This is a genomic window from Sphingomonas tagetis (assembly GCF_024211275.1).
Classification (GTDB): Bacteria; Pseudomonadota; Alphaproteobacteria; order Sphingomonadales; family Sphingomonadaceae; genus Sphingomonas; species Sphingomonas tagetis.
Genome location: NZ_JAMLDX010000001.1, coordinates 78771 through 103340 on the forward strand (window position 1 = coordinate 78771; position 24570 = coordinate 103340).

Here is a 24570-nt window from a genome sequence, read left to right on the forward strand (position 1 = left end):
GGATTTCCACGCCTGCTTCGCCAAAAGGGCGCCGAATGTTCGCGCGCTTCTCCCCTTGGTCCACTGCCACCGCTGCCGTTGCGCTGCTGGCCACCGCTGGTTTCGCGGTTGCGCAGGCCGCGAAGGACGCGCCCAAGAACGGTCCCAAGGCGGAGTCGGGGCGCGAGGCGGGCGACAGTTCGGGCAGCTTCGAGGTCGGCGGCGTCGATGTCGACGTGCGCGGCAAGGATGCCGAATCGGCGCGGCTCGGCGGCTGGCGGCTGGCGCAGCGCAAGGCGTGGCCGATGCTGGCGCAGCGGCTGACCGGCGAATCGTCGACGCTGTCGGATTCGGCGCTTGACGCGATGGTCACCGGGATCATCGTCGAGCGCGAGCAGATCGGCCCGAACCGCTATGTCGCGCGGCTGGGTGTGCTGTTCGACCGCGGCAAGGCGGCTTCGATCCTGGGCGTGGCCGGGCAGATGATGCGCTCGCCGCCGATGCTGCTGGTGCCGGTGCAGGTGTCGGGCGGGGCGCATCGCGTGTTCGAGGGCAGCAACGCCTTTGCCGAGGGCTGGGGACGATTCCGCACCGGCAACAGCGCGATCGACTATGTGCGGCCGGCCGGTACCGGGCCTGACCGGCTGCTGATGAACGCCGGGCAGATCGCACGGCCCGGGCGCGGCTGGTGGCGCGCGATCATCGATCAATATGGCGCGGCCGACGTGCTGGCGCCCACCGTCGAGCTGCGGCGCAGCTATCCCGGCGGGCCGATCGTCGGCGTGTTCACCGCGCGTCATGGCCCCGACAATCGCCAGATCGCGCAGTTCGTGCTGCGCGTGAACGACGGCAATGCGCTGGGCGCGCTGATCGACGCGGGGATCCAGCGGATCGACAAGGTGTATCAGGACGCGCTGCGCGCCGGCATCCTCAAGACCGACAGCCTGCTCGCGACCGAGCCGCCCAAGCCGGAAGTGCCGGTCGAGGAGGAAGGCACCGAGGAAGTGCTGGACACGACGGATACACCGCAGGTCACGACCGGTGCGGCCTTCACGATCCAGTTCGAGACGCCGAGCGTCGCCGCCGTGAACAATGGCGAGAGCGCGTTGCGCGCAGTGCCGGGCGTGAGCTCAGCGACCACCACCAGTCTCGCGCTGGGCGGCGTTTCGCTGATGCGCGTGACCTATGACGGCAGCCAGGCTGCGTTGCGCGCGGCGCTCGAAGCGCGCGGCTGGCAGGTGCAGGAGGGCGCGGGCGTGCTGCGCATCCGCCGCGGCGGCGGGTCGCCCGCGCCCGCACCGGCGCCTGCCGAAGCCGGGAACAGCAGCGACGGATGAGCCAGCTTTCCCTGCCGCTCGACCGGCCAGCCGGCGCGCGTGAGGACAAGTTCCTGATCGGCGAAGGCAATTCGCGCGCCGTCCACATCCTCGAACATACGGCGACCTGGCCGGTGATGGCGGCGATCATCACCGGGCCGCGCAAGTCGGGCCGTAGCCTGCTGGCGCGCACCATGGTCGCGCGCAGCGGCGGGACGATGATCGACGAAGCCGACCGGCAGAGCGAGACGATGCTGTTCCACGCGTGGAATCAGGCGCAGGCAGAGCGGCGTCCGCTGTTTCTGGTGGCGGACGACGCGCCGCCCTTGTGGGAGGTCAGGCTGCCCGACCTGCGCTCACGGCTGGGGGCGAGTCCGGTGGCGCGGATCGAGGAGCCGGACGATGCGCTCGCCACCGAGATTCTGCGGCAGTTTCTCGACCGTCACGAAATTGTCGTGACTCCCGATGTAGTGACGTGGGTGATGCGCCGGATCGAGCGGAGTTACCTCTCCATCCTGCGCACTGGCGAAGCGCTGGAGGAAGATGCCAGCCGCCGCCGCAACCGGCGCTTGTCGATCCCGGCGGCGCGGGCCACATTGACCGCGTCCGGCCTGCTCAGGGAATCCGGGGCGGACCGCTGAACCGAGGACTCATGTCAAGCCGCGCGCAAGTACAGGCCGACCCCGCCCAACCCGATGCGGAGCGGGGTGCGCGCTATTTCAACCGGGAATTGTCCTGGCTCGCCTTCAACCGGCGGGTGATGGAGGAGGCGTGCAACACCGCGCATCCGCTGCTCGAACGGCTGCGCTTCCTGTCGATCTCGGGCTCGAACCTCGACGAGTTCTTCATGGTGCGCGTCGCGGGCCTCAAGGGCCAGCAGATGCAGGAGGTGGAAGCACATTCCGCCGACGGGCTGACGCCCGTGCAGCAGCTCGCCGCAATCGTCGCCGAGGCCGGCGAGCTGGTGGATACGCAGCAGGCGGTGTGGAACGATATTCGCGCTGAACTCGACGGGCGGGGCATGGAGGTGCTCGACGCGGACGAGATCACCGGGCCGGTGGCCGAATGGATCGAGGCGCATTTCCGCACGCAGATCTTTCCGATCCTGACGCCGCAGGCGCTCGATCCGGCGCATCCCTTCCCGTTCATCCCCAACAAGGGGCTGAGCGTGATCTTCGACCTCGTGCGCAAGAGCGACGGCGAGCCGATCCGCGAACTGGTGCTGCTGCCGCCGGCAAGCCCGCGCTTCGTGCGGATGCCGGGCGACAACGCCTGTTACGTGACGGTCGAGACTTTGCTCAAGCGGTTCTCGGCGATCCTGTTTCCCGGTTACGAGGTGAAGGGCGCGGCGACGTTCCGCGTGCTGCGCGACAGCGATATCGAGCTGGAGGAAGAGGCCGAGGATCTGGTGCTGTACTTCCGCAGCGCGATCAAGCGCCGCCGCCGGGGGCGCGTGATCCGGCTGGAGATGGAAGACGGCATCGATCCCGAGCTGGAGGCGGTGCTGAAGGAAGAGTTGGGCGGCAGCGAGGCGTTGCTGACCGAGACCGGCGGGTTCCTCGGCATCGGCGATCTGGCGCTGATCGTCGACGAGGACCGCCCCGACCTGAAATTCCCGCCTTATTCGCCACGCTTTCCCGAGCGCGTGCGCGAATTCGGCGGCGACTGTTTCGCGGCGATCAAGGCCAAGGACATCATCGTCCATCACCCCTACGAAACGTTCGACGTGGTGCTGGCCTTCCTCAAGCAGGCCGCCTCCGATCCCGACGTCATCGCGATCAAGCAGACGCTGTATCGCGCGGGCAAGCAATCGGCGGTGATCCAGGCGCTGATCGCGGCGGCCGAGGCGGGCAAGTCGGTGACGGCGGTGGTCGAGCTCAAGGCACGGTTCGACGAGGAGCAGAATTTGCTGTGGGCGTCGGCGCTGGAGCGCGCGGGCGTGCAGGTGATCTATGGTTTCACCACCTGGAAGACGCACGCCAAGGTGTCGATGGTGGTGCGGCGCGAGGGCGACGAGTTCCGCACCTACTGCCATTTCGGCACCGGCAACTATCACCCGGTGACGGCGCGCATCTATACCGATTTGAGCTTCTTCACCGCCGATCCGGCGATGGGACGCGATGCGGCGAAGATCTTCAATTACGTCACCGGCTATGTCGAGCCGGAGGATCTCGAGCGGCTGACGGTGTCACCGCGGCATTTGCGCGACCGGCTGATGGAACTCGTCGATGCCGAGATCGCCAATGCGCTGGCGGACAGGCCGGCGGCGATCTGGGGCAAGATGAACAGCCTGGTCGATCCGGCGATGATCGAGAAGTTGTACGAGGCCAGCAATGCCGGGGTCGAGATCGACCTGATCGTGCGCGGCATCTGCTGCCTGCGGCCGGGGATCGAGGGCATGTCGGAGAATATCTCGGTCAAGTCGGTGGTCGGGCGGTTTCTGGAGCACAGCCGCATCTGGGCGTTCGGCAACGGCAAGGCGCTGCCCAATGACGGGGCGCAGCTGTTCATCTCGTCGGCGGACTGGATGCCGCGCAACTTCGACCGCCGAGTCGAGTTCATGCTTCCGATCCTGAACCATACGGTGCATGATCAGGTGCTCGACCAGGTGATGGTCGCCAATCTGATCGATGACGAACAAAGCTGGGAGCTGGAAAGCGATGGCCGCTATGTGCGCGAAATTCCCGGCGCCAAGCCGTTCAACCTGCACCGTTATTTCATGACCAATCCGTCGCTGTCGGGCCGCGGTGCGGCGCTGGAAACCAGCCGTGCGGTGCCCAAGCTGTCGCTGCGCCGCTGGCGCGCCGAGCGAAACGGGTGAGCGTGACTCAGTTGCTGTTCCGCAAGCCGCGCGCGCCGGCGCCGGCTGCGGCAAGCCGCGCGGCGATCATCGACATCGGGTCGAACTCGATTCGCCTCGTCGTCTATGACGGCACCGCGCGGTTGCCGGCGACCTTGTTCAACGAGAAGGTGATGGCGGGACTGGGCCGCTCGCTGGCCGAGACCGGTAGCATCGACGAGGCGTCGCTGACGATGGCGACCACGGCGCTGGCGCGCTTTGCGAGCCTGGCGCGCGAGATGGAGGTCGACACGATCCGCACGGTGGCGACCGCCGCGGTGCGCGAGGCGGCGAATGGCGAGCAATTGATCGCGATCGCGCGCGCGCTCGGGCTGGACGTCGAATTGCTGTCGGGCGAGTCCGAAGCGCTGGCGGCGGGCTATGGCGTGCTGTCGGGGATACCCGAGGCGGACGGGATCGTCGGCGATCTGGGCGGCGGCTCGCTGGAGCTGGTCCGGGTGGTCGCCGGGACGGTGACCGACCGCGTGTCCTTCCCGCTCGGCGTGCTGCGGCTCGGCGCGATCCGCGGCAAGGGCAAGGGTACGCTCGACAAGACCGTCGCGGCGCTGCTCGCGGAAGCGGGCTGGGCGAAACGCGGGGAAGGGTTGCCCTTCTATCTGGTCGGCGGATCGTGGCGCGCGCTGGCGCGGCTCGACATGCATTTGACCGGCTACCCGCTGCCGGTGATCCACGAATATCGCATGGCAGCGCAGACCGTGACACGGCTCCAGCGCACGATCGCGCAGCTCGGCAAGGGCAAGATGCGGGCCGTGCCCAACCTGTCCTCCGGCCGCGTCGCGACGATGGAGGACGCGGCTGCGCTGCTCGGCGTGCTGATCAAGCATCTCGGCAGCCGGGAAACGGTGGTGTCGGCCTTCGGGCTTCGCGAAGGGCTGTTGTTCGGCCAGCTGAGCGTCGAGAAGCGGCGCGAGGACCCGCTGATCGCGGCGGCGCGCGACGAGGCGGAGCGGTTCGGGCGGTTTCCTGAACATGGCGACCTGCTCGACGAATGGATCAGGCCGCTGTTCGCGGATGAGCCTGCCGAGCTGGCGCGGCTGCGTCATGCGGCGTGCCTGCTGGCGGATGTGGGCTGGCGCGCCAACCCGGAATTCCGGGCCGAGCGCGGCCTCGAGATCGCGTTGCACGGCAATTGGGTGGGGATCGACGCGCGGGGGCGGGCGCTGCTGGCGCAGGCGCTGTTCACCTCGCTCGGCGGCGGACTCGAATCGCCGCCGCCGATCGGCCAGCTCGCGCAGATCGACGATATCGAGCGCGCCAAGCTTTGGGGGCTGGCGATGCGGCTCGGCCAGCGGCTGAGCGGCGGGATCGCGGGGCCGCTGCGGCGGTCGTCAATGGTCGCCGATGACGAGCGGCTGGTTCTGCATTTCGATGCAGAACATGCGGCGCTCTATGGCGAGGCGGTGGAGCGGCGGCATCGCGCGCTGGCCGGGGCGCTGGGGCTGACGGCGGCAGTGGACGTCTAGGCGATCAGCCGCAGCGGGCGGCCTTGATCGTGTTGACGTTGTCGAGTTCCAGATTCAGCCGGTCCGAGCGGAAGTCCATCGTGACCGCGTCGCCGGGCTTGATCACGCGGACGGTGCGTGCGCCCGAACGTTCCCTGGCGCGAGCCACCAGATCGGGCGTCGCCTCGCGGCCGATCAGCGGCTGGACGCGGTCGGCGTTGCACTGCACGCCGAGCCGGTCTTCGGTTTCCGGCGACATCGTACAGGCGATCAGCGGCAGGGGCAGCAGGGCGGCGGCAAGGCGGATCATTGCGGCGGTTCCTCGGTTCGCGTCATCTTGAGCTTACCATTGCGCACGGTGAACCCGAGCTGACCCTCGACCAGCGCGAGCGCGTCGCGGCCGAATTGCTCGAAGCGCCAGCCTTCGAGGATCGACAGCCCCTCGCGCTGGCCGGCGGCGAGCGCTTCGAGGTCGTCGGAGCGCGCGAGCAGGCGGGAGGCGACGTTGATGTCGCGCGCGCGAATCTTGAGGAGCAGCTTGAGCAGGTCGGCGACCAGCGCGCCTTCCTTGCCGAGCGGGAGCTTGCGGTCGTCGCGCGCGGGCATTTCCGTTGCGGACATCGCGGTCGCGCCTTCGATCGCGCTCATCAGCCGCCCGCCGATATCGTTGCCGCCCCATGCCGCGGAGAGGCCGCGCACGCGCGTCAGGTCGGCCTGCTTGCGCGGTGGGTTGGCGGCGAGATCGGCGATCGTCTCGTCCTTGACGATGCGGCCGCGCGGCAGGTTCTTGCCCTGCGCTTCGAGCTCGCGCCAGCGGGCGAGCGCCTTGAGGCGGCCCAGCACATCGGCCTTGCGGCTGGAGATACGGATGCGTTGCCACGCCTCGTCGGGATCGTTGCGGTAGTTTTCGGGATCGGCGATCCGCTCCATTTCCTCGTCGAGCCAGTCGCCGCGCCCGGTCTTGCGCAGCTTTTCCAGCATCTTGGGGAAGATTTCGGAGAGATAGGTGACGTCGCAGATCGCATAATCGATCTGGCGCTTGTCGAGCGGGCGGCGGCTCCAGTCGGTGAAACGCGCGCCCTTGTCGACGGTGATGCCGAGATAGGTTTCGACAAGGTTGGAATAGCCGATCTGCTCGCCCTGGCCGAGCGCCATCGCCGCGACCTGCGTGTCGAACAGCGGGTGCGGGGTCTTGCCGGTGAGGTTGTAGACGATCTCGAGATCCTGCCCGCCGGCGTGGAAGACCTTGAGCACGTCCTCGTTGTTGACGAGCAGGTCGAGCAGCGGGGTCATGTCGATGCCGGGCGCCATCGGGTCGATCGCCGCCGCCTCGTTGGTGTCGGCGATCTGGATGAGGCAGAGCTCGGGCCAGAAGGTGTTCTCGCGCATGAACTCGGTATCGACCGTGATGAACGGCTGCTGCGCGAGGCGGGTGCAGAGATTGGCGAGACTGGCGGAGTCTTCGATCAGACCGTGAATGTGCATCGCTGGCCCATAGACCCGAGTGCGCGGGTTGACAAAGGGGCGAGTGGAGGGGAAGCGCGCCACTTTCCATACAAAGATGTTGAAAGTCGCCATGCACGCCTATCGTTCGCACCATTGCGGCCAGCTCGCCGCCGCTCAGGTCGGTGAGACCGTCCGCCTTTCGGGCTGGATTCACCGCAAACGCGATCATGGCGGCGTGTTGTTCGTCGATCTGCGCGACCATTATGGCGTGACGCAGATCGTCGCTGACAGCGATTCGCCGGCGCTGCCGGTGCTGGAGGGGCTGCGCGTCGAGTCGGTGGTGACGATCGACGGGCTGGTGAAGGCGCGGTCGGAAACGACGGTGAACCCGAACCTTGCGACCGGCGAGATCGAGGTGTTCGCCAAGGGCGTCACGGTGCAGAGCCACGCGCAGGAACTGCCGATGCCGGTGTTCGGCGACGCCGAATATCCCGAGGATATCCGCCTGCGCTACCGCTTCCTCGACCTGCGGCGCGAGGCGCTTCATGCCAACATCATGCTGCGGTCGAACGTGATCGCGTCGCTGCGCAAGCGGATGATCGGGCAGGGCTTTACCGAGTTCCAGACGCCGATCCTGACGGCCTCGTCGCCCGAGGGCGCGCGCGATTATCTGGTGCCGAGCCGCGTGCATCCGGGCAAGTTCTACGCGCTCCCGCAGGCGCCGCAGATGTTCAAGCAGCTGCTGATGGTCGCCGGTTTCGACCGTTATTTCCAGATCGCGCCGTGCTTCCGCGACGAGGATGCGCGCGCGGACCGCTCGCCGGGCGAGTTCTACCAGCTCGATTTCGAGATGAGCTATGTCACGCAGGACGATGTGTTCGCGGCGATCGAGCCGGTGCTGCATGGCGTGTTCGAGGAGTATGCGGACTGGCAGGGCAAGGGGCGCACCGTCTCGCCGCTGCCGTTCAAGCGCATCCCGTACCGCGAATCGATGCTGAAATATGGCAACGACAAGCCCGATCTGCGCAACCCGATCGTGATCGGGGACGTCAGCGAATTCTTCAAGGGCTCGGGCTTTGGGCGTTTCGCTTCGATCGTCGAGGGCGGCGATGTGGTGCGCGCGATCCCGGCGCCGGGGACGCATGAGAAGAGCCGCAAATTCTTTGACGATATGAACAGCTGGGCGCAGAGCGAAGGCTTCCCGGGCCTTGGCTATGCGACGCAGAAGGACGGCGTGTTCGGCGGGCCGATCGCCAACAACCATGGCCAGGAGGGCATGAAGGCGATCGCCGATTCGCTCGGGCTTGGGCCGAATGACGGCATCTTCTTCGCCGCCGGCAAGGAAGCGCAGGCGGCCAAGCTGGCTGGGCTGGCGCGGACTCGGGCGGGCGAGCAGCTGGAGCTGATCGACAAGTCGCGCTTCGAATTCTGCTGGATCGTCGACTTCCCGATGTTCGAATATGACGAGGACGCGAAGAAGATCGATTTCAGCCACAACCCGTTCAGCATGCCGCAGGGCGAGCTGGAAGCGCTGGAGACCAAGGACCCGCTCGACATCCTCGCCTGGCAGTATGACATCGTCTGCAACGGCATCGAGCTGTCGTCGGGCGCGATCCGGAACCACCGGCCCGAGATCATGTACAAGGCGTTCGAGATCGCTGGTTACACGCAGGAGCAGGTCGACACCAACTTCAGTGGGATGATGAACGCGTTCAAGTTCGGCGCGCCGCCGCACGGCGGATCGGCGCCGGGCGTCGACCGCATCGTGATGCTGCTGGCCGACCAGCCGAACATCCGCGAAGTGATCGTCTTCCCGATGAACCAGAAGGCGGAGGACCTTATGATGCAGGCGCCGTCGTTCGTCAGCGACAAGCAGTTGAAGGAACTGAACATCCGGCTTGCGCCGGGTGTTGCACCGGCCTGAAGCGACGGGTCCCGTCGGCGGTCCGGCTATTGGACCCGGACGAGCGGCGGGGATCGTGCTAGATCGTTGCCAATGCTCGAATCCACACGCACCCGCGCCGAGGCCACGATCGGGCTTGCGGACCTGTTCACCATCGGCATCGGGCCGTCGTCATCGCATACGGTGGGGCCGATGCGTGCCGGGTTCGCCTTTGCAGAGGCGGCGCTCGATCGTGGCACGCCGCTGTCGGTGTCGTGTGAGCTGTTCGGCTCGCTCGCGCTGACGGGGAAGGGACATGCGACCGATAGCGCGGTGATGCTGGGGCTTGCCGGGCATCAGCCCGAGCGAGTCGATCCCGACGCGGTCAGCGCGATCATCGCGACGATCCGGGCAGAAGGGCAGCTCAAGCTCGGCGGGCATATGGCGGTGCCGTTCGTCGAGGGCACGCACCTGATTTTCCACAGTGACCGGTTCCTGCCAGCGCACCCCAATGGCATGCGCTTCGTCGCGCATTATGCCGAGGGTGAGCCGTATGAGACCTTCTGGTATTCGATCGGCGGCGGCGCGGTGGTCGAGGGCGGGTGCGAGGCGCCGCAGACCAATGTGAAGCTGCCATTCGCCTTTTCGTCGGGTGCGGAGCTGCTCGCGGTGGGCGAGGTACAGGGGGCGAGCATCGCCGATATCGTGCGCGCGAACGAAGCCGCCTGGCGCGACGATGCCGAGACCGATGCGTTCATCGATTCGCTACGCGCGGCGATGTCGGCGTGCATCGAGCGCGGGATGCGTGGGGAGGGAGAATTGCCGGGCGGGCTCAAGGTCAAGCGCCGTGCGCGCGACCTGCACGCGCGGCTGATCGCGCGCGGGCCACGCAGCGATCCGTCCCTGGTGTTCGACTGGGTGAGCTTGTGGGCGCTGGCGGTGAATGAGGAGAATGCTGCGGGCGGCCGCGTCGTCACCGCGCCGACCAATGGCGCGGCGGGGGTGATCCCCGCGGTGCTGCGCTATTACGAGACCTTCTGCGCGTCCCCGACGCCGGCCGGGGCGCGGACCTTCCTGCTGACGGCGGCGGCGATCGGGTTTCTGTACAAGAAGCGGGCGTCGATCTCGGCGGCTGAGATGGGGTGTCAGGGCGAGGTCGGCGTCGCTTGCTCTATGGCGGCGGCGGGGCTGGCGGCGGCGCTGGGCGCGACCAACGCGCAGATCGAAAATGCCGCCGAGATCGGGATGGAGCATAATCTGGGGCTGACCTGCGATCCGATCGGCGGCCTCGTGCAGATCCCGTGCATCGAGCGCAATACGATGGGCGCGATCAAGGCGATCAACGCCGCGTATCTCGCCATGCACGGCGATGGCAGCCATGTCGTGAGCCTCGACGCGGTGATTGAGACGATGCGCCAGACCGGCGAGGACATGCGGTCGAAATACAAGGAAACTGCGCAGGGCGGGCTCGCGGTCAACGTCGTGGCGTGCTGAGCTAGATCGGCACCGCGACCGGGTAGAGATAGGCCGGGTCGAACTCGCCAGCTTCTTCCAGCCGCGCGAGGTCGTGGATCACGACGCGGCCGGTACGGAAAGTGACGATGCCGTCCTCGCGCAGGCGGCGCAGCGAGCGGTTCACATGCACTGGCGTCAAGCCGAGGCATTCCGACAGGTCGATCTGGCTGATCGGCAGGTCATAGCCGTTCTTGGTGGCGAGGCCGACGACTTCGAGCCGGAAACGGAATTCGGCGAGCAGGTGCGCGCAGCGGCCCAGGGCGGTGCGGCGGCCGAGCGACAGCTCCCATTCGCGATGAATCGCGGCGTCGAGATTGGTCGAGAACCAGTAGACCCGCGTCAGATGCGGATAGCGTTCGGTGATCACGTTGAGATTGGCGTGCGGCACGAACGCGATCCGCGTCGGGGTCAGCGTCATGATGCTGTGGTCGAGCTTCTTGAGCGTGAAGCTGTGCAAATCGGGGAAATCGCCGGGGACATGGACCTGGGTGATCTGGCGCTGGCCGTCGCTCAAATCCTTGTAGCGGCAGATGAGCCCCTTCAGCAGCAACATGCTGTGGCTCATCTCCTCGCCCGCTTCGACCAGCGTCCCGCGCGCAGGAAAGTCGCGAATCTCGCCGATCGCGGCGCGGATCGCCGCTTCCTCCGCATCGCTGATGGAATGGCGAGCGCGCAGGCGCCTGAGGTGCGCTTCGATCATGATTTCTCCGGGTCGTGCCCGGCCCTAGCACGCCGTCACGCGTTTTCGGCGCGCTAAATCAAACAGCGTGCGCGTTCAGCCGGGATAGCCGATCGCGAGCACCTCATAATCCTTTTCCCCCGCGGGCAGCGTCACCTTGCGCACGTCGCCGACCGCGGCGCCGCGCAGCGCGCGGGCGAGCGGGGCATTCCAGCCGATGCGGCCGGTGCCGGCATCGGTTTCATCGTCACCGGCGAGGGTCAGGGTGCGGTGGTTGTCGTCCTCATCGGCGATGGTGACGGTGGCGCCGAACCAGATGCGACTGCGGTCGGTCTGCACGGCGGGATCGACGACCTTGGCGGCCTTCATCCGCTTCGCCAGCCAGCCGAGGCGGCGGTCGATCTCGCGCAGGCGCTTGCGGCCGTAGATGTAATCGCCATTCTCGGAGCGGTCGCCATTGCCGGCAGCCCAGGCGATGGTCTCGACCAGCTTGGGACGCTCGCCGGCGAAGAGGGCGTCATATTCGGCCTTGAGCGCAGAATAGCCGGCGGGCGTGATGTAGTTGGGGCGATCGTTCATGCGAGGTGACGGCCCATAGCGATGCGCGGTTCCTCGGCATAGCCCATGTGCGCCCAGAAGCGGGCGGCCTCGTCATTGTTGCTGCGGACCTGGAGATTGGCCTTGGTGCAGCCGAGCGCGGCGAGGCGCTTTTCGGCGGCGCGGACCAGTTTCTCGCCGATGCCGCAGCGGCGCGCATTGGGGTGGACGGCGAGCTTGTAGAGCCAGCCACGATGCCCGTCATAGCCGGCGAGGATCGTGCCGAGGACATGGCCGCCCTCGACCGCGACGAGGAACAGGTCGCGCTGGACGGCGAGCTTTTGCGGGACGGCGACGGCGGCGTGACTGTGTGGCGGGTCCTCGGGAAAGACGGCTCGCCATAGCGCATCGACCTCGGCGAACTGGTCTTCGGTGTAGGGAATGACCTCGATCAACCGGGACGGCTCTTGCCGAGATACCAGCTGATCCGCGCATCGCCGCGCGAGCGGGCGCGCTGGGGGTGGAGGAGATCGTAGACCACGGCGTTTTCGAGCACGCGCTGGACGTAGTTCTTGGTCTCGAAGATCGGGATCGCCTCGACCCATTCGATCATGCCGATGCTGCCGGCGCGCGGGTCGCCATTGGCGCGCAGCCACTTGTTCACATTGCCCGGCCCGGCATTGTAGGCGGCGACGGCGAGCGGGTAGCTGCCGCCATAATAGCTCAGCATGCGCTGGAAGTAGCTCGAACCTAGGCGGATGTTATAGCCGGTGTCGCTGGTGAGCGCGCCGAGATCATAGCCGAGGCCGAGCTTGCCCGCGGTCTCGCGCGCGGTGCCGGGCATCAGCTGCATGAGGCCGCGCGCGCCGACGCGGCTGACCGCGGCACGGTCGAACTGGCTTTCCTGCCGGGCAATGGCGTGGATGATCGTGAAATAGCTCTCCTCGCCCGGCGGCACCGCGACCGAGGGGTAGCCGGCGACAGTATAGTCGGTGAGGCCGTTCAACAGCGCGCTGCGCCCGACCATCACGCCGAGATCGGGACGGCCGATGCTGCGTGAGAGCTCGGTCGCGAGGATGTGGTCCTCGGCGCTGGTGGCGTCGGCGGCGATCTGGCGCAGGAACAGGCCCTGGTCCTGATACTGACCGGTCTGGCCAAGATATTGCGCGGCGCGAACGACCTCGCGGTTGAAGAAGGCGGCGCGTGCGGCGGGGGCGGCGGCCGCTGGATTGAAGGCGGGCGGGGCCTTCAGCGCGAGGCCGGTGCGCTCGGCGGCGAGCTGGCCATAATAGAGGTCGGAGAAGGCGGCGGCGCGCTGGTAGTAGGTTTGCGCGGTCGAGGCTTGCCCGGCAGCCTCGGCGGCGCGGCCGGCCCAATAGAGGCCCTTGGACTGAGTGGTCGGCGTGCGGCTTCCGCGTGAATAGCGGTCGAACATCGCCATCGCGTCGGCCGGGCGGCGGAGTTTTTGCAGCGCGAGCGTGCCGGCGAGCCACACGAGGCTGGTATAATCGTCGCGGATGCCGAGGCTCATGTCGGAGACTTCGGCGCCGGGGGGCAGCGCATCGTCGACCCTGGACGCGATGTCATAGGCGAGGCTGTACTGGCCGTCGGCTTCCGCCGCGCGGGCATTGGTCAGCAGCACTTCGTACCATTTCTCGACATTGCCGGGCAGGCTGGCGAGCGCGCGGGGGCGGGCGAGCAACGAGCGGGCGGAGCCGCTCGCGCCGTTGTTGCGGTACCAGCTCGCGCGGTCGGCGATGAAGCCGGGGTCGCGGCTGCCGAGCGCTTCGGCGGCGGCGGCCTTGACCGACGCGTCTGGCCAGTTGCTGCGCAGCGCGAGGCGGGCGTCGAAGACCGCACGGTTCTGCGGCGAGGTGAAGCCGAGCTGACGCGCCGCGGCGGCGCGGGCGTCCTGCCACAGCAAAGCATCCATGCGGGCGTCGTGATCCGCCGGACCGATCGCGCCGGGGAAGCTGCTCATCAGCGCGGTTTCGTCGGCGGGACGCAGCGAGCCGCTGCGCCAGGCACGGCGGGCCTGCTCGTCGGCCTCGGCACGGCGGCCCGAGACCGCGAGCGCCTCGGCGAAGCGGACGCGCCCGGCGGCGGTGAGCGGCGGGAAACGGTCGAAATAGCGGGTGACGAGCGACGGGGCTTCGACACCCGAGCCCAGCGTCGTCTCGGCAGCGGCGCGACGGCCGGTCTCGCCCGGCCAGCCGGGGTGGGCGAGCATGAAATTGGCGTAGTCGGTGAACGGGTAACGGTCCGACTGCTGGAGCCGTTTCCAGTCGCCGATCACATATTGGAGCGAGGCCGATTGCGCCACGGGCGGGGGCGAAGTGCGATAGCCGCCAAATCCGTCCTGCACGACCTGGGAGGAGACCGCGACACCTGATACGCCGGCGAGCAGAAGCCCGCTCTTCAACACTGAGGCAAGCATGCTGGACATGATACGCAAGCCGGGCCTATTGGCCACCCCGAATTTCTGACGAATAGGGCGTTTTGGCGATTATGTTCTCTGGCTCGATTCCCGCCCTGATCACGCCGTTCCGCGACGGCCTGTTCGATGAGGCCGCCTATCGCGATTTCGTCGAGTGGCAGATTGCCGAGGGTTCCTCGGCGCTGGTGCCGGTCGGCACCACCGGCGAAGCCGCGACGTTGACCAAGGACGAGCATTTCGAGGTGGTGCGGGTATGTGCCGAGCAGGCGCGCGGGCGCGTGCCAGTGATCGCGGGCACCGGGTCGAACGACACGCAAGTCGCGATCGGCAACGTCAAGGCCGCGAAGGAGGCCGGCGCCGACGCGGTGCTGATGGTGCCGCCTTACTATAACCGTCCGAGCCAGGAGGGCATCTTCCGTCATTTCGAGGCGGTGGCGCGCGAATGCGAGCTGCCGATCATGCTCTACAATGTGCCGGGGCGGACGGTGACCGACATCCAGCCCGAGACGGTGATCCGCATCGTGCAGGCGTTCCCCGACACATTCGTCGCGATCAAGGACGCGACCGGCGACCTGTGCCGCGTGTCGCGACATCGCGCGGGGCTGCGGGCGGGCTTTGCGCAACTGTCGGGCAATGACGATACCGCACTGGCGTTCAACGCGACCGGCGGGGTGGGGTGCATTTCGGTGACGGCCAATGTCGCCCCGAGGCTGTGCGCGCAGTTCCAGAAGGCGTGGGCGGAAGGTGACACCGTGCTCGCGCTGGCGCTGCACGACCGGCTGTTCCCGCTGCACAATGCGATGTTCGCGGATGCTTCGCCGGGGCCGGTCAAGTACGCGGTGAGCAAGTTGCGGCCCGACATTTCGGGCGAGACGCGGCTGCCGATGACGCCGGCGAACGAGGCAGCGCGGGCGGCGGTCGATGCGGCGATGGCGGCGGCGGGGATTATCTGAAGCCGTCCGCTTCCCTTTAGCGGCGCGCGGCCCTACATCGCGCGTCCCATGGCCCGTCCGCGTCCCACCGAATTCGACAAGAAGAAGATCGTCGCCGAGAACCGCAAGGCTCGCTTCGAATACTTCATCGAGGACGTGTACGAGGCCGGCATCGCGCTACAGGGCACCGAGGTGAAGGCGCTGCGTTTCGGCGAAGGGTCGATCGCCGAGAGCTATGCCGAGATCCGCGGCGAGCAGGCGTGGCTGGTCAACGCCAACATTCCCGAATTTTCCCACGGCAACCGGTTCAACCATGAACCCAAGCGGCCCCGTAAATTGCTCCTTCATCTACGGCAGATAGAAAAGCTGCACGGCGCGGTAGCACGCGAGGGGATGACCCTGGTGCCGCTGTCGATCTATTTCAACTCGCGCGGCCGCGCGAAGGTGGAACTGGCGTTGGCGAAGGGCAAGAAGACTCACGACAAGCGTGAGACGATCAAGGAACGAGACTGGAAGCGTGAACAGGGAAGGCTCCTCCGCGACCGTGGCTGACCGGACGTTCTGGGACCGCGTGCGGGCCTGGGCGGACCGCAACATGCCGACTCGCGAGAGCCTGGAGGCCAATCGCTGGCTGCGCCCGGTCGCGCATCGCGTGCTGGCGCCGGAGCTGTGGCGCTTCACCCGCCGCTCGGTGCCGCGCGGCGTGGCGCTGGGGATGGTCACGGGGATCATGATCCCGGTCGCCCAGATCTTCTTCTCGGCGCTGTTCGCGCTGCCGTTCCGGGCGAATATCCCCACCGCCTCGCTGACCACCTTCCTGACCAATCCGGTGACGACGCCGCCGCTCTGGGCATTCGCCTATTGGGTGGGGCGCAAGATCCTGCATTTCGACGCCACGGTGCCGGGGCAGCCGATCACCACGCACGTCGCCAATGACAGCTGGCTCAACTGGCTATGGTCCGAGGCGGGGCCGGCGCTGATCACGGGCCTCGTGACGATCACCATCGTCGCGTCGGTGCTGGGCTATATTGCCAGCGCCGTCGGCTGGCGGCTGTGGATCGCGCGCAAGTGGAAGAAGCGGGCGCATTCACGTGAGGTAAAGCCGTAACAGGCGATACATTCTCCGCTTGATCGACCGTATGATCGGCGCAATACAGCTGCCCATTCTGAAATCCCCCGCTCGTCGAGGTTCCTGACATGCGTCTTTTCGTTGCTTCCGTTCTGCTGGCCGGCACCGCTATTGCCGGCACCGCGACCGCCCTTTCCGCGCGCGAAGCCCCTGCGGCGGTGCCTGCCGAAACCGGCTCCAAGCCGCAACTCGGCGCGTTCGGGTTCGACGAGAAGGGCATGGACAAGACCGTTGCGCCGGGCGACGACTTTTACGGCTTTGCCAACGGCGTATGGGCGAAGAGCACGCCGATCCCCGCCGATAAATCGAACTATGGCATGTTCACCGCGCTCGACGATCTGTCGAAGGAGCGGGTGAAGGGCATTCTCGACGCGGTGAAGGATGACGGGTCGAGCATGGTCGGCCGCGCCTATGCGAGCTATCTCGACACCGCCGCGGTCGAATATCGCGGGCTCGCGCCGATCCAGCCGTGGCTGGGCAAGGTCAAGGCGATGAGCGACCGCCGGGATTACGCCGAACTGGTCGTCGAGGCGACCAAGATGGGGATCGCCGGGCCGTTCGGCGGGTATGTCGGGCAAGACGACAAGCTGCCCGAGAATTACATCTTCACGATGTCGCAGGGCGGCACCGGACTGCCTGATCGCGACATGTATCTGGTCGACAATGACAAGATGAAGTCGATCCGTACCGCCTATGTCGCGCATCTGGCCAAGATGCTCGAGCTGGCGGGCGAGGACAATGCCTCGGCGCGCGCTGCAGCGGTGATGGAGATGGAAACCGAAATCGCCAAGGTCCAGTGGACGCGCGAGGATTCATCCGACGCGGCCAAGACCTATAACAAGTTCACGCTGGGACAGGTCGACCAATTCTCAAGCTCGACGCTCGACCTGACCAAGATCCTCGTGGCGCTGAGCCCCCGGATCAAGGAAGTGCTGATCAACCAGCCGACTGCGTTCAAGGGCATTGCCGGCATCCTCGACAAGGCGCCGGTCGAGGTGCTGAAGGACCAGATGCTGTTGCGCAGCCTGGACGGGCTGTCCAACTATCTGCCCGACGCGATCTCGAACGAGAATTTCGCCTTTTACGGCACCGTGCTGCAGGGCACGCCGCAGCGTGAGGCGCGCTGGAAGCGGGCGGTCAGCTTCACCGAGGGCGCGCTGGGCGATGCCGTCGGCAAGGAATATGCCGCGAAATATTTCCCGCCCGAATACAAGGCGGAGATGAACAAGCTGGTCGCCAACGTACTCGACGCGATGGGCCGGCGGATCGACGGACTCGACTGGATGCAGCCGCAGACCAAGGCGCGCGCCAAGGCCAAGCTCAAGAACTTCACCGTCAAGGTCGGCTATCCTGACAAGTGGCGTGACTATGCCGGGCTGGAGGTCAAGACCGACGACCTGTTTGGCAACGCGGTGCGGTCGAACCAGTTCGACTATGCCTATATGCTCGACAAGCTCGGCAGCCCGGTGCGCAAATGGGAATGGGGCATGCTGCCGCAGACCGTGAACGCCTATGCCAATTTCGGCATGATGGAAGTGGTGTTTCCGGCCGCGATCCTGCAGCCGCCCTTCTTCGACCCCAAGGCCGATCCGGCGGTGAATTATGGCGGCATCGGCGCTGTCATTGGCCATGAGATCAGTCACCATTTCGACGATCAGGGCGCGAAATATGACGAGAAGGGCGCGCTGCGTGACTGGTGGACTCCGGCCGACGTCAAGGCGTTCGAGACGGCCAGCAAGGCGCTGGTCGCGCAATATGACGCCTATGAGGCGCTGCCGGGCGAGCATGTGAAGGGCGAGTTCACGCTGGGCGAGAATATCGGCGACCTTGCAGGGCTGACGATCGCCTATGACGCTTACAAGCATTCGCTGGGCGGGAAGAAGGCGCCGGTGGTGGGCGGCTACACCGCGGATCAGCGCTTCTATCTCGGCTGGGCGCAGATCTGGCGGCGCAATTACCGCGAGGCGAATCTGCGCGCGCGGCTGCTGACCGATCCGCATTCGCCCTCGACCCAGCGCGCCTGGGTCGTGCGCAACCTCGACCCCTGGTACGCCGCGTTCCAGCCCAAGGCCGGGCAGAAGCTGTATCTGGAGCCCGCGAAGCGCGTGCGGATCTGGTAACGGACAGCTTGGAACAACGCTTGGTCGTCATTCCCGCAAGGGCGGGATGACGATCGAGGGGAATATCGCCTCGCCGCGAGCGAATGCTTGACGCTGCTCCCGCTGGCCGGGAAAGAACGTCATGGCTTCACATGCGGCATCCGAAACCGAGCGCCTTCCAGCGGCCGTCCCGATGATCGTCGCGGCGGCCGTGGCGGTGGCCGCTGCGGCGATCGTGCTGACCGTTATTGGCTCGCCTGTGCTTGCGGCGGGGTTCGGCGCGGCGGCGCTGGTGGTCATCGGCGCCGTCTGGCTGTTCGCGCGGCTGGCGCCTGGCTCTGCGACCGACGAACCGGCGATCGACTGGTCGGTAGCGCATGCGCTCGCCTCGATGAGCAGCGACGGGCTGGCGGTGACTGATCGAGCGGGGCGGCTGGTGTGCGCGAATGAGCGCTTCGGCACGCTGTTTCCAGGTTATCCGGCGCCGCCCAATCTGGTGGTGGGCGACTGGGCGGCAGCACAGCTCGGCACCGCGGGCCGCGCGGCGTGGCGCGACGGCAGCGCGTCGAGCGGCGCGTTCGATGCCGCCGGGACCAAGCTGACGGCGCATATCCAGCGCGTCAGCGATGCGATGCTGGTGTGGCGCTTCGTCGGGCATGACGTCACCGATCTCGCCAAGCAGGCACAGGCGCTGGTGGCGGGGTTGTCCGGCGATCGGCTCGGCATGGCGGGGATCATGATCGCGCTGCTCGGCGCCGATGGCCGCGTGCGCGCCGCGAACCGCGTGCTGCGGGTGCGCGCGATGGGTGATGAGCGCGCGATGATCGAGGGGCGCGACTTCACCCGCTTCCTGACTACCGACAATTTCGGGATCGTGCGGTTCGAGCGCGAAGGCACGAGCGGCACGCCGCTGCGCGTGCTGGAGATTCCCTTCCTCGACGGCGAGAATGCGCCGATGCTGGTCGCGCTGCTCGACGAGGAACTGGCGATGCCGCACCCGGCGATCGGCGACAGCGCGACCGCGCATGTCCGCTCGCTGATCTCGCTGCTGCCGGCGGGGATCGCGCTGGTCGGCGGCGATGGGCGGTTCGTGCACATGAACGATGCGTTCGTCCGCGCCTCGCATGTCAACCCGGCCAACCCGCCGCTCTATCCCGGCGATCTGGTCGTGCGCGAGGACAAGGGGGCGCTGGCCGACGCGATCCGCCGTTTCGCGGCGGGTGCGGCGCATTCGATGGACATGACGGTGCGCTTTGCCGAAGTGCCGGACGAAGCGGTGTCGGTGTCGATCGCCGCCGCGCGTGGCCTTGGCGAGGCGGCGGTGATGCTGTCGCTGCGCGACGCGGGTGAAGAGGGGCGGCTCAAGCGTCAGGTCGCGCAGGCGACCAAGATGCAGGCGGTCGGCCAGCTCGCAGGCGGCGTCGCGCACGACTTCAACAACATCCTGACCGCGGTGATCGGGCATTGCGACCTGATGCTGATGCGCCATGCGCCGGGCGACAGCGACTATGACGACATCCAGCAGATCCTGCTCAATTCGAACCGTGCGGCGGCGCTGACGCGGCAGTTGCTGGCCTTTTCGCGCCAGCAGACGCTGCGGCCGCAGGTGCTGCAGCTGCCCGATGTGATCTCCGAAGTTTCCAACCTACTCAAGCGGCTGTTGGGTGAGACGGTCGAGCTGGTGGTCAATCACGGCCGCAATCTGGGACCGGTGCGCGCCGATCCGGGGCAGCTCGAGCAGGTGGCGGTCAATCTCGCGGTCAACGCGCGCGATGCGATCCTGGCGAAGAATCCCAATGGCGGCGGCACGCTGACGATCGAGACGCTGAACGTTCCGGCGCACGAGGTTCGCGCGATGGACGACGATGTGCTGCCGGTCGGAGACTATACCGCGCTGCGCATCAGCGACACCGGGTCGGGGATTCCGGCCGAGGTGCTGGCGCACATCTGGGAGCCGTTCTTCACCACCAAGGAAGTGGGCAAGGGCACCGGGCTCGGCCTGTCGACCGTCTATGGCATCATCAAGCAGTCGGGCGGCTATATCTTCGCCGAGAGTCCCAAGGGGCGCGGCGCGGTGTTCACCATCTATCTGCCTGTCCACACCGCGACCGAGGCGCCGGCCAAGGCAGTGCCGGTCAAGGCCGTGCAAGGCGATCTGTGGGGCAGCGGCACCGTGCTGCTGGTCGAGGACGAGGCGATGGTGCGTGCGGTCGCCGAGCGGGCGCTGGCGCGGCAGGGTTATACCGTGCTGACCGCGGAGAATGGCGAGGCGGCGCTCGAACTGCTTGAGAAGACCGGCCGGCCCGACCTGCTGATCTCCGACGTGGTGATGCCGAGCATGGACGGACCGACGATGGTGCGGCACGTCCGAAAGCGTTATCCTGACCTGCCGATCCTGTTCATGTCGGGCTATGCTGAGGAGCAGCTGCGCAAGTCGATCGATCTCGACAACGTCGCGTTCCTGCCGAAACCCTTTTCCGTCCAGCAACTTGCCGAGGCAGCGCGGGCCGTTTTGGCAGCGAAATAAGTGCTTGGCCGGGAACGGTTTCTCCGGCACATAACGGCCCCATGACCGTGCCGCAGCGTATCCTGATCGTCGAGGACGAACCGTTGATCTCGATGATGATCGAGGACTTTCTGGATTTGCTGGGCAAGGAAGTTGCCGGCACCGCGGACAGCGTGGCGAGCGCGCTGCCGATCGTGGAGGCGGGCGGTGTCGATGCCGCGATCCTCGACGTGAACCTTACTGGCGGCGAGAAGAGCTGGCCGATCGCCGACGCGTTGGCGGAGGCAGGGATTCCGTTCATCGTCGCGACTGGCGGCAGCGGCGACACCATCGTCGATGCGCATCAGGGCCGCCCCGTGCTGGCCAAGCCGTTCACGATGGACGCGGTCGAGCAGGCGCTGGCGGCGCTCTAGGCGATCCGCTGCGGCACTTCGGCCGCATCCGCCGCGATCGAGGCGGCAGGGGCGACCGCTTCCCACGGAAAGACGAACCAGTCCTTGGTGACCGTGCGGTCGATCTCGCGCGCACGATATTCGACCCGCTGGCTCGACACGATGTTGTCGAGCAAGGTGGCGAAGCGGATGCCGGCCATGTCCGCGCCTGCTGCGGCGAGCTTGGCGCGCAGCTTGGCGATGGTCGCGCCGCTGTCGTTGATGTCGTCGAGAAACAGCAGTCTCTCGCCCGCGCGGGTGCGGGCGGCGAGGCGTTCGAGCGGGGCGTCGGCGAAGTCGTGGACCTGGCTGCTGTGATCGACCGAGAGCATCGACATGCCGGTCGCATGGCTGAGATAGACCGCGGGCGCGAGGCCGCCGCGGCCGATGCCGATGATGAAGTCGGGCTTCCACTGGCGGTCGGCGTGAAGCGCGGCAGCGATGGCAAGGACGTCGGCGACGAACTGCTCGTGCGGGATCGGCGTGAAGACGGGCATCAATGGGCCGCCACATAGGCGTCGAGCCGGGCGAGATGCGCTGCCTTGGCGTCGTCATCGAGGAACGAGCCGGTGAAGCCGTTGCGGGCGAGGGTGGCGAGCTGGGCCTTGCCGAGGCCGCGCGCGGCCGCCACCGCGCGGTAATTGTCCGCGACATAGCCGCCGAAATAGGCCGGGTCGTCGGAGTTGATCGTGGCGCGCAGGCCTTCGGCGAGCATGCGGTCGATCGGGTGCGCGTCCATGTCCGGCACCACGCACAGCTTGAGATTGGAGAGCGGGCAGACGGTGAGCGTCATGCCTTCCTCGACGAGCCGGCGGACCAACGCGGGGTCTTCGAGGCTGCGGTTGCCATGGTCGAGGCGGTCGATGTTGAGCAGGTCGAGCGCCTGCCAGACATAGTCGGGGGGCCCTTCCTCGCCGGCATGCGCCACGCGTTTGAGGCCCATGTCGCCGGCGGCGGCGAAGACGCGAGCGAATTTTTCGGGCGGATGGCCGACTTCGGAGCTGTCCAGGCCGATGCCGGCGATGCGGTCGAGCCACGGTTCCGCCGCCTTGAGCGTGGCGAAGGCGGCGGCTTCGTCGAGATGACGGAGGAAGCAGAGGATCAGCTTCGAGGTGACGCCGTGCCTGTGTTCGGCGTCGCGCATCGCCGCGAGCAGGCCGTCCGCAGCGACCTGGAACGGGATGCCGCGATCGGTGTGCGTCTGAGGATCGAAGAAGATTTCTGCATGCACCACGCCGTCCGCCGAGGCGCGGGCGAAATAGGCGTCGGCAAGGTCGTAAAAATCCTGTTCGACGCGCAGCACGTCGGCACCGGCGTAATAGATGTCGAGAAAGTCCTGCAAATTGGAGAAATTGTAGGCCGCTCGCACCGCTTCGACGCTTTCGAACGGGATGGCGACCTTGTTGCGCTTGGCCAGCGCGAACATCAGCTCGGGTTCGAGGCTCCCCTCGATGTGCAGATGCAGCTCGGCCTTGGGCAAGCCAGTGATGAAAGCCGACAGCTCGTTCATCGCTTCGCCTTCGCCGCGTCGGCGGCGCGCAGGATGCGCAGCACGTTGCCCGACCAGAACTTGGCGAGGTCTTTCTCCGAATAACCCGCCGCGACCAGTCGCTCGGTCACCTTGGGCAGCGCGGTGATGTCCTCGAACCCGCGCACCCCGCCGCCACCGTCCCAGTCGGCGCCCATGCAGACATGGTCCGGTCCGGCGACCTTGAGCAGATGCAACAGGTTGCGCATGAAATTCTCGAAATCGGTGTCCTGCACCGGCGCGGTTTTGTCGAGCGCACGGACCTCGGCGGTGATCCTTGCCTGCTCGGCCGCGGAGAGGGTCGGGAATTTCTCGACCAGCGCGTCGAGCCGGTTGCGTTCGTCGGTGTAGACCATCTTGGTCAGGAACACGCTGTTCATGCACACCGCGCCGCCCTTCGCGGCGAGCTTGCGGATGCGGGCGTCGTCGATGTTGCGGTTGTGATCCCACATCGCCTTCGGCCCGGAATGCGAGAGGATGATCGGCGTTTTCGACATCGCCAGCATCTGGTCGAATGCGGCGTCGGACGAGTGGCTGCCGTCGATGACCATGCCGAGCCGGTTCATCTCCACCACCCATTTGCGGCCCAGCGGCGAGAGGCCCTTCCACGTCGCCGCGCCGGTCGCGCTGTCGGCGAGCTGGTTGTCCTTGGAGTGCACCGGCCCCGCCATGCGCACGCCGCGGTCATAGAAGGTGCGGAGCAGCGACAGGTCGTCGCCCAGCGGGTAGCTGTTCTCGATGCTGATGAAGGCGAAGCGCAGGCCAGCCTTGTCGGCGCGAATTGCCTGGTCGGCGGTGGTGACGAGTTCGATCCGGCTGGGATAAGTAGCCATCGTCCGGTGGATTTCATCGAGCCGCTTGAATGCGAACGCTTTGGCGTCGGCAAAGCCCTGTGGGGTGACCGGCCCCTGGCGGGTATAAACGACGAACATGCCGCCATCGAGCGCGCCGGTCTCCATCCGGCCGAGATCGACCTGCGCCAGATCGGTGCGCCAGTCGTGGCGGTCGCCGAACTTCCAGTGCGGGTTGGCGAACCATACCGGCGTGTCGAGATGCGTGTCGAGCGTCAGCAGGCGGTGGTGGAGCGGGCGGGGCGGTTGCGGTTCGGTTGGCTTGGCCTGGGGTGCGGTGCAACTGGCAAGGGCCAGCAGTGCGAGGACCGGGAAACGCTTCATGGCAGGCGGCGGACGCTGACGATCTTGACCTTTGGGTCGAGCATCGAGCCTTTCATCACGCCTTCGCCCTTGGTCGGCGACGTCGTGGAATCGAGGATCTTCCACACCACCTCCATCCCCTCGATCACCTTGCCGAACGCGGCATAGCCCAGATTGTCGCCGGGCTTGGTCGGGTCGGCGTCGAGCGAGGGCTGGTCGCCGACGCTGATGGTGAACTCGCTGCGTCCGGTGCCGGGGGCGAGGCGGGCGGTGGAGATGGCGCCGTTGACGTGTTTCACGCCGGTCTTGGTAGTGGGCTCATGGGCGATCGGCGGGAGGACGCGCTTGGGATCGCTGTCGGCGCCGAACTGGATGAAGCCGAATTTGTCCTGCACCCTGACCGAGCGGTAGAAGAAGGCGCCGTCGAGCCGCTTCTGGTCGGCGTAGCGCAGGAAGTTGCGGGCGGTGATCGGGGCGCGTTCGGTCTCCAGTTCCAGGACGATGCGGCCGAGTGAGGTTTCGATGGCGACCTTGGCGGTGGCCGGCTTGGCGACCGGGGGCGGTGCGGGTGCTGGCGCGGTCTGGGCGAGTGCGGCCAAAGGCGCGAGCAGGGCGGCGGCGAGCAGGGTGCGGCGGATGGTCATGGGGGCAGCTTCGCGCAAGCCGGCACTGGCCGCAACCGGCTTTCGTCCACAACA

22 protein-coding genes are annotated in these 24570 nt (G+C 66.9%); 12 read left to right on the top strand and 10 right to left on the bottom strand.

All coding sequences use genetic code 11. From position 1 onward, the window contains the following. Nucleotides 1-35: 35 nt before the first annotated feature. Genes M9978_RS00415 through M9978_RS00430 form a run of 4 tightly spaced genes read left to right on the top strand, consistent with a single transcriptional unit; the run spans nt 36 to nt 5618 of the window. Nucleotides 36-1316: a heavy-metal-associated domain-containing protein gene (locus M9978_RS00415; protein WP_254290817.1), complete on the top strand. Its 1281-nt coding sequence runs from the start codon at nt 36-38 to the stop codon at nt 1314-1316. Continuing rightward, nucleotides 1313-1936: a P-loop NTPase family protein gene (locus M9978_RS00420; protein WP_254290818.1), complete on the top strand. Its 624-nt coding sequence runs from the start codon at nt 1313-1315 to the stop codon at nt 1934-1936. Before M9978_RS00415 ends, M9978_RS00420 begins: the two co-directional genes overlap by 4 nt. Before the next feature lie 11 nt (nt 1937-1947). Beyond that, nucleotides 1948-4116, top strand: a complete 2169-nt coding sequence (locus M9978_RS00425) for an RNA degradosome polyphosphate kinase (RefSeq protein WP_254290819.1) — start codon at nt 1948-1950, stop codon at nt 4114-4116. A gap of 2 nt (nt 4117-4118) precedes the next feature. Then, nucleotides 4119-5618, top strand: coding sequence for a Ppx/GppA phosphatase family protein (locus M9978_RS00430; RefSeq protein ID WP_436977155.1), 1500 nt, complete (start codon nt 4119-4121; stop codon nt 5616-5618). 4 nt (nt 5619-5622) lie between these two features. Here M9978_RS00430 and M9978_RS00435 read toward each other — a convergent pair whose 3' ends face one another. Further along, complete coding sequence (locus M9978_RS00435) at nt 5623-5907, bottom strand: I78 family peptidase inhibitor (protein ID WP_254290820.1); 285 nt, start codon at nt 5905-5907, stop codon at nt 5623-5625. Next, a complete protein-coding gene (gene rnd / locus M9978_RS00440; RefSeq protein WP_254290821.1) occupies nt 5904-7082 on the bottom strand; it encodes a ribonuclease D in 1179 nt (392 codons plus the stop codon). Before rnd ends, M9978_RS00435 begins: the two co-directional genes overlap by 4 nt. A gap of 91 nt (nt 7083-7173) precedes the next feature. Between rnd and aspS the strand changes: the two genes are divergently transcribed. Continuing rightward, nucleotides 7174-8967: an aspartate--tRNA ligase gene (gene aspS, locus M9978_RS00445; protein ID WP_254290822.1), complete on the top strand. Its 1794-nt coding sequence runs from the start codon at nt 7174-7176 to the stop codon at nt 8965-8967. Between the two features lie 72 nt (nt 8968-9039). Continuing rightward, nucleotides 9040-10419: an L-serine ammonia-lyase gene (locus M9978_RS00450; protein WP_254290823.1), complete on the top strand. Its 1380-nt coding sequence runs from the start codon at nt 9040-9042 to the stop codon at nt 10417-10419. Nucleotide 10420: 1 nt separating this feature from the next. Here M9978_RS00450 and M9978_RS00455 read toward each other — a convergent pair whose 3' ends face one another. The 4 genes from M9978_RS00455 to M9978_RS00470 all read right to left on the bottom strand — a co-directional run bounded on the left by M9978_RS00455 (nt 10421) and on the right by M9978_RS00470 (nt 14093). After that, entirely contained in the window at nt 10421-11140 is a 720-nt protein-coding gene (locus M9978_RS00455; protein ID WP_254290824.1) for a Crp/Fnr family transcriptional regulator, read from the bottom strand. A 75-nt stretch (nt 11141-11215) separates the two neighbouring features. Further along, the gene (gene greB / locus M9978_RS00460; RefSeq protein WP_254290825.1) at nt 11216-11698 is read right to left on the bottom strand and encodes a transcription elongation factor GreB; all 483 of its coding nucleotides are present in this window, start codon (nt 11696-11698) and stop codon (nt 11216-11218) included. Further along, nucleotides 11695-12111, bottom strand: a complete 417-nt coding sequence (locus M9978_RS00465; RefSeq protein WP_254290826.1) for a GNAT family acetyltransferase — start codon at nt 12109-12111, stop codon at nt 11695-11697. The genes greB and M9978_RS00465 overlap by 4 nt, the downstream gene beginning before the upstream one ends. Continuing rightward, the gene (locus M9978_RS00470) at nt 12108-14093 is read right to left on the bottom strand and encodes a lytic transglycosylase domain-containing protein (RefSeq protein WP_254290827.1); all 1986 of its coding nucleotides are present in this window, start codon (nt 14091-14093) and stop codon (nt 12108-12110) included. The genes M9978_RS00465 and M9978_RS00470 overlap by 4 nt, the downstream gene beginning before the upstream one ends. Nucleotides 14094-14164: 71 nt before the next feature. On the opposite strand from M9978_RS00470, the gene dapA reads away from it, so the two are divergent. From dapA to M9978_RS00500, 6 genes are all read left to right on the top strand, one after another. Continuing rightward, nucleotides 14165-15046: a 4-hydroxy-tetrahydrodipicolinate synthase gene (dapA, locus tag M9978_RS00475; protein WP_254290828.1), complete on the top strand. Its 882-nt coding sequence runs from the start codon at nt 14165-14167 to the stop codon at nt 15044-15046. Between the two features lie 48 nt (nt 15047-15094). Continuing rightward, complete coding sequence (gene smpB / locus M9978_RS00480; protein ID WP_254290829.1) at nt 15095-15577, top strand: SsrA-binding protein SmpB; 483 nt, start codon at nt 15095-15097, stop codon at nt 15575-15577. After that, entirely contained in the window at nt 15570-16133 is a 564-nt protein-coding gene (locus M9978_RS00485; protein WP_436977156.1) for a DUF2062 domain-containing protein, read from the top strand. Before smpB ends, M9978_RS00485 begins: the two co-directional genes overlap by 8 nt. Before the next feature lie 89 nt (nt 16134-16222). Continuing rightward, nucleotides 16223-18274, top strand: coding sequence for a M13 family metallopeptidase (locus M9978_RS00490; RefSeq protein ID WP_254290830.1), 2052 nt, complete (start codon nt 16223-16225; stop codon nt 18272-18274). Between the two features lie 121 nt (nt 18275-18395). Beyond that, the gene (locus tag M9978_RS00495; RefSeq protein ID WP_254290831.1) at nt 18396-20780 is read left to right on the top strand and encodes a response regulator; all 2385 of its coding nucleotides are present in this window, start codon (nt 18396-18398) and stop codon (nt 20778-20780) included. Nucleotides 20781-20821: 41 nt separating this feature from the next. Further along, nucleotides 20822-21172: a response regulator gene (locus M9978_RS00500; RefSeq protein ID WP_254290832.1), complete on the top strand. Its 351-nt coding sequence runs from the start codon at nt 20822-20824 to the stop codon at nt 21170-21172. On the opposite strand, the gene M9978_RS00505 is transcribed toward M9978_RS00500, so the two are convergent. The 4 genes from M9978_RS00505 to M9978_RS00520 are packed head-to-tail and all read right to left on the bottom strand — an operon-like array spanning nt 21169 to nt 24516. Next, entirely contained in the window at nt 21169-21687 is a 519-nt protein-coding gene (locus M9978_RS00505) for a phosphoribosyltransferase (RefSeq protein WP_254290833.1), read from the bottom strand. The two genes, M9978_RS00500 and M9978_RS00505, sit on opposite strands and share 4 nt — an antisense overlap. Continuing rightward, nucleotides 21687-22700 (bottom strand): adenosine deaminase, encoded by a 1014-nt coding sequence (locus M9978_RS00510; protein WP_254290834.1) that lies wholly within the window; start codon nt 22698-22700, stop codon nt 21687-21689. The genes M9978_RS00505 and M9978_RS00510 overlap by 1 nt, the downstream gene beginning before the upstream one ends. Continuing rightward, nucleotides 22697-23893 carry a dipeptidase gene (locus M9978_RS00515; RefSeq protein WP_254290835.1) on the bottom strand — a complete coding sequence of 399 codons (1197 nt, stop codon included), beginning with the start codon at nt 23891-23893 and terminating at the stop codon, nt 22697-22699. Before M9978_RS00515 ends, M9978_RS00510 begins: the two co-directional genes overlap by 4 nt. Further along, nucleotides 23890-24516, bottom strand: coding sequence for a peptidylprolyl isomerase (locus M9978_RS00520; protein WP_254290836.1), 627 nt, complete (start codon nt 24514-24516; stop codon nt 23890-23892). The genes M9978_RS00515 and M9978_RS00520 overlap by 4 nt, the downstream gene beginning before the upstream one ends. Nucleotides 24517-24570 lie beyond the last annotated feature (54 nt).

Excerpts from the sequence above, each read along its gene's own strand:
- smpB (WP_254290829.1), top strand. The coding sequence starts at position 15,095 with ATGGCCCGTCCGCGTCCCACCGAATTCGACAAGAAGAAGATCGTCGCC.
- M9978_RS00455 (WP_254290824.1), bottom strand. The coding sequence starts at position 11,140 with ATGATCGAAGCGCACCTCAGGCGCCTGCGCGCTCGCCATTCCATCAGC.
- M9978_RS00520 (WP_254290836.1), bottom strand. The coding sequence starts at position 24,516 with ATGACCATCCGCCGCACCCTGCTCGCCGCCGCCCTGCTCGCGCCTTTG.
- aspS (WP_254290822.1), top strand. The coding sequence starts at position 7,174 with ATGCACGCCTATCGTTCGCACCATTGCGGCCAGCTCGCCGCCGCTCAG.
- M9978_RS00505 (WP_254290833.1), bottom strand. The coding sequence starts at position 21,687 with ATGCCCGTCTTCACGCCGATCCCGCACGAGCAGTTCGTCGCCGACGTC.
- rnd (WP_254290821.1), bottom strand. The coding sequence starts at position 7,082 with ATGCACATTCACGGTCTGATCGAAGACTCCGCCAGTCTCGCCAATCTC.
- M9978_RS00415 (WP_254290817.1), top strand. The coding sequence starts at position 36 with ATGTTCGCGCGCTTCTCCCCTTGGTCCACTGCCACCGCTGCCGTTGCG.
- M9978_RS00425 (WP_254290819.1), top strand. The coding sequence starts at position 1,948 with ATGTCAAGCCGCGCGCAAGTACAGGCCGACCCCGCCCAACCCGATGCG.
- M9978_RS00510 (WP_254290834.1), bottom strand. The coding sequence starts at position 22,700 with ATGAACGAGCTGTCGGCTTTCATCACTGGCTTGCCCAAGGCCGAGCTG.
- greB (WP_254290825.1), bottom strand. The coding sequence starts at position 11,698 with ATGAACGATCGCCCCAACTACATCACGCCCGCCGGCTATTCTGCGCTC.
- M9978_RS00495 (WP_254290831.1), top strand. The coding sequence starts at position 18,396 with ATGGCTTCACATGCGGCATCCGAAACCGAGCGCCTTCCAGCGGCCGTC.
- M9978_RS00500 (WP_254290832.1), top strand. The coding sequence starts at position 20,822 with ATGACCGTGCCGCAGCGTATCCTGATCGTCGAGGACGAACCGTTGATC.
- dapA (WP_254290828.1), top strand. The coding sequence starts at position 14,165 with ATGTTCTCTGGCTCGATTCCCGCCCTGATCACGCCGTTCCGCGACGGC.
- M9978_RS00450 (WP_254290823.1), top strand. The coding sequence starts at position 9,040 with ATGCTCGAATCCACACGCACCCGCGCCGAGGCCACGATCGGGCTTGCG.
- M9978_RS00470 (WP_254290827.1), bottom strand. The coding sequence starts at position 14,093 with ATGCTTGCCTCAGTGTTGAAGAGCGGGCTTCTGCTCGCCGGCGTATCA.
- M9978_RS00435 (WP_254290820.1), bottom strand. The coding sequence starts at position 5,907 with ATGATCCGCCTTGCCGCCGCCCTGCTGCCCCTGCCGCTGATCGCCTGT.
- M9978_RS00490 (WP_254290830.1), top strand. The coding sequence starts at position 16,223 with ATGCGTCTTTTCGTTGCTTCCGTTCTGCTGGCCGGCACCGCTATTGCC.
- M9978_RS00515 (WP_254290835.1), bottom strand. The coding sequence starts at position 23,893 with ATGAAGCGTTTCCCGGTCCTCGCACTGCTGGCCCTTGCCAGTTGCACC.
- M9978_RS00420 (WP_254290818.1), top strand. The coding sequence starts at position 1,313 with ATGAGCCAGCTTTCCCTGCCGCTCGACCGGCCAGCCGGCGCGCGTGAG.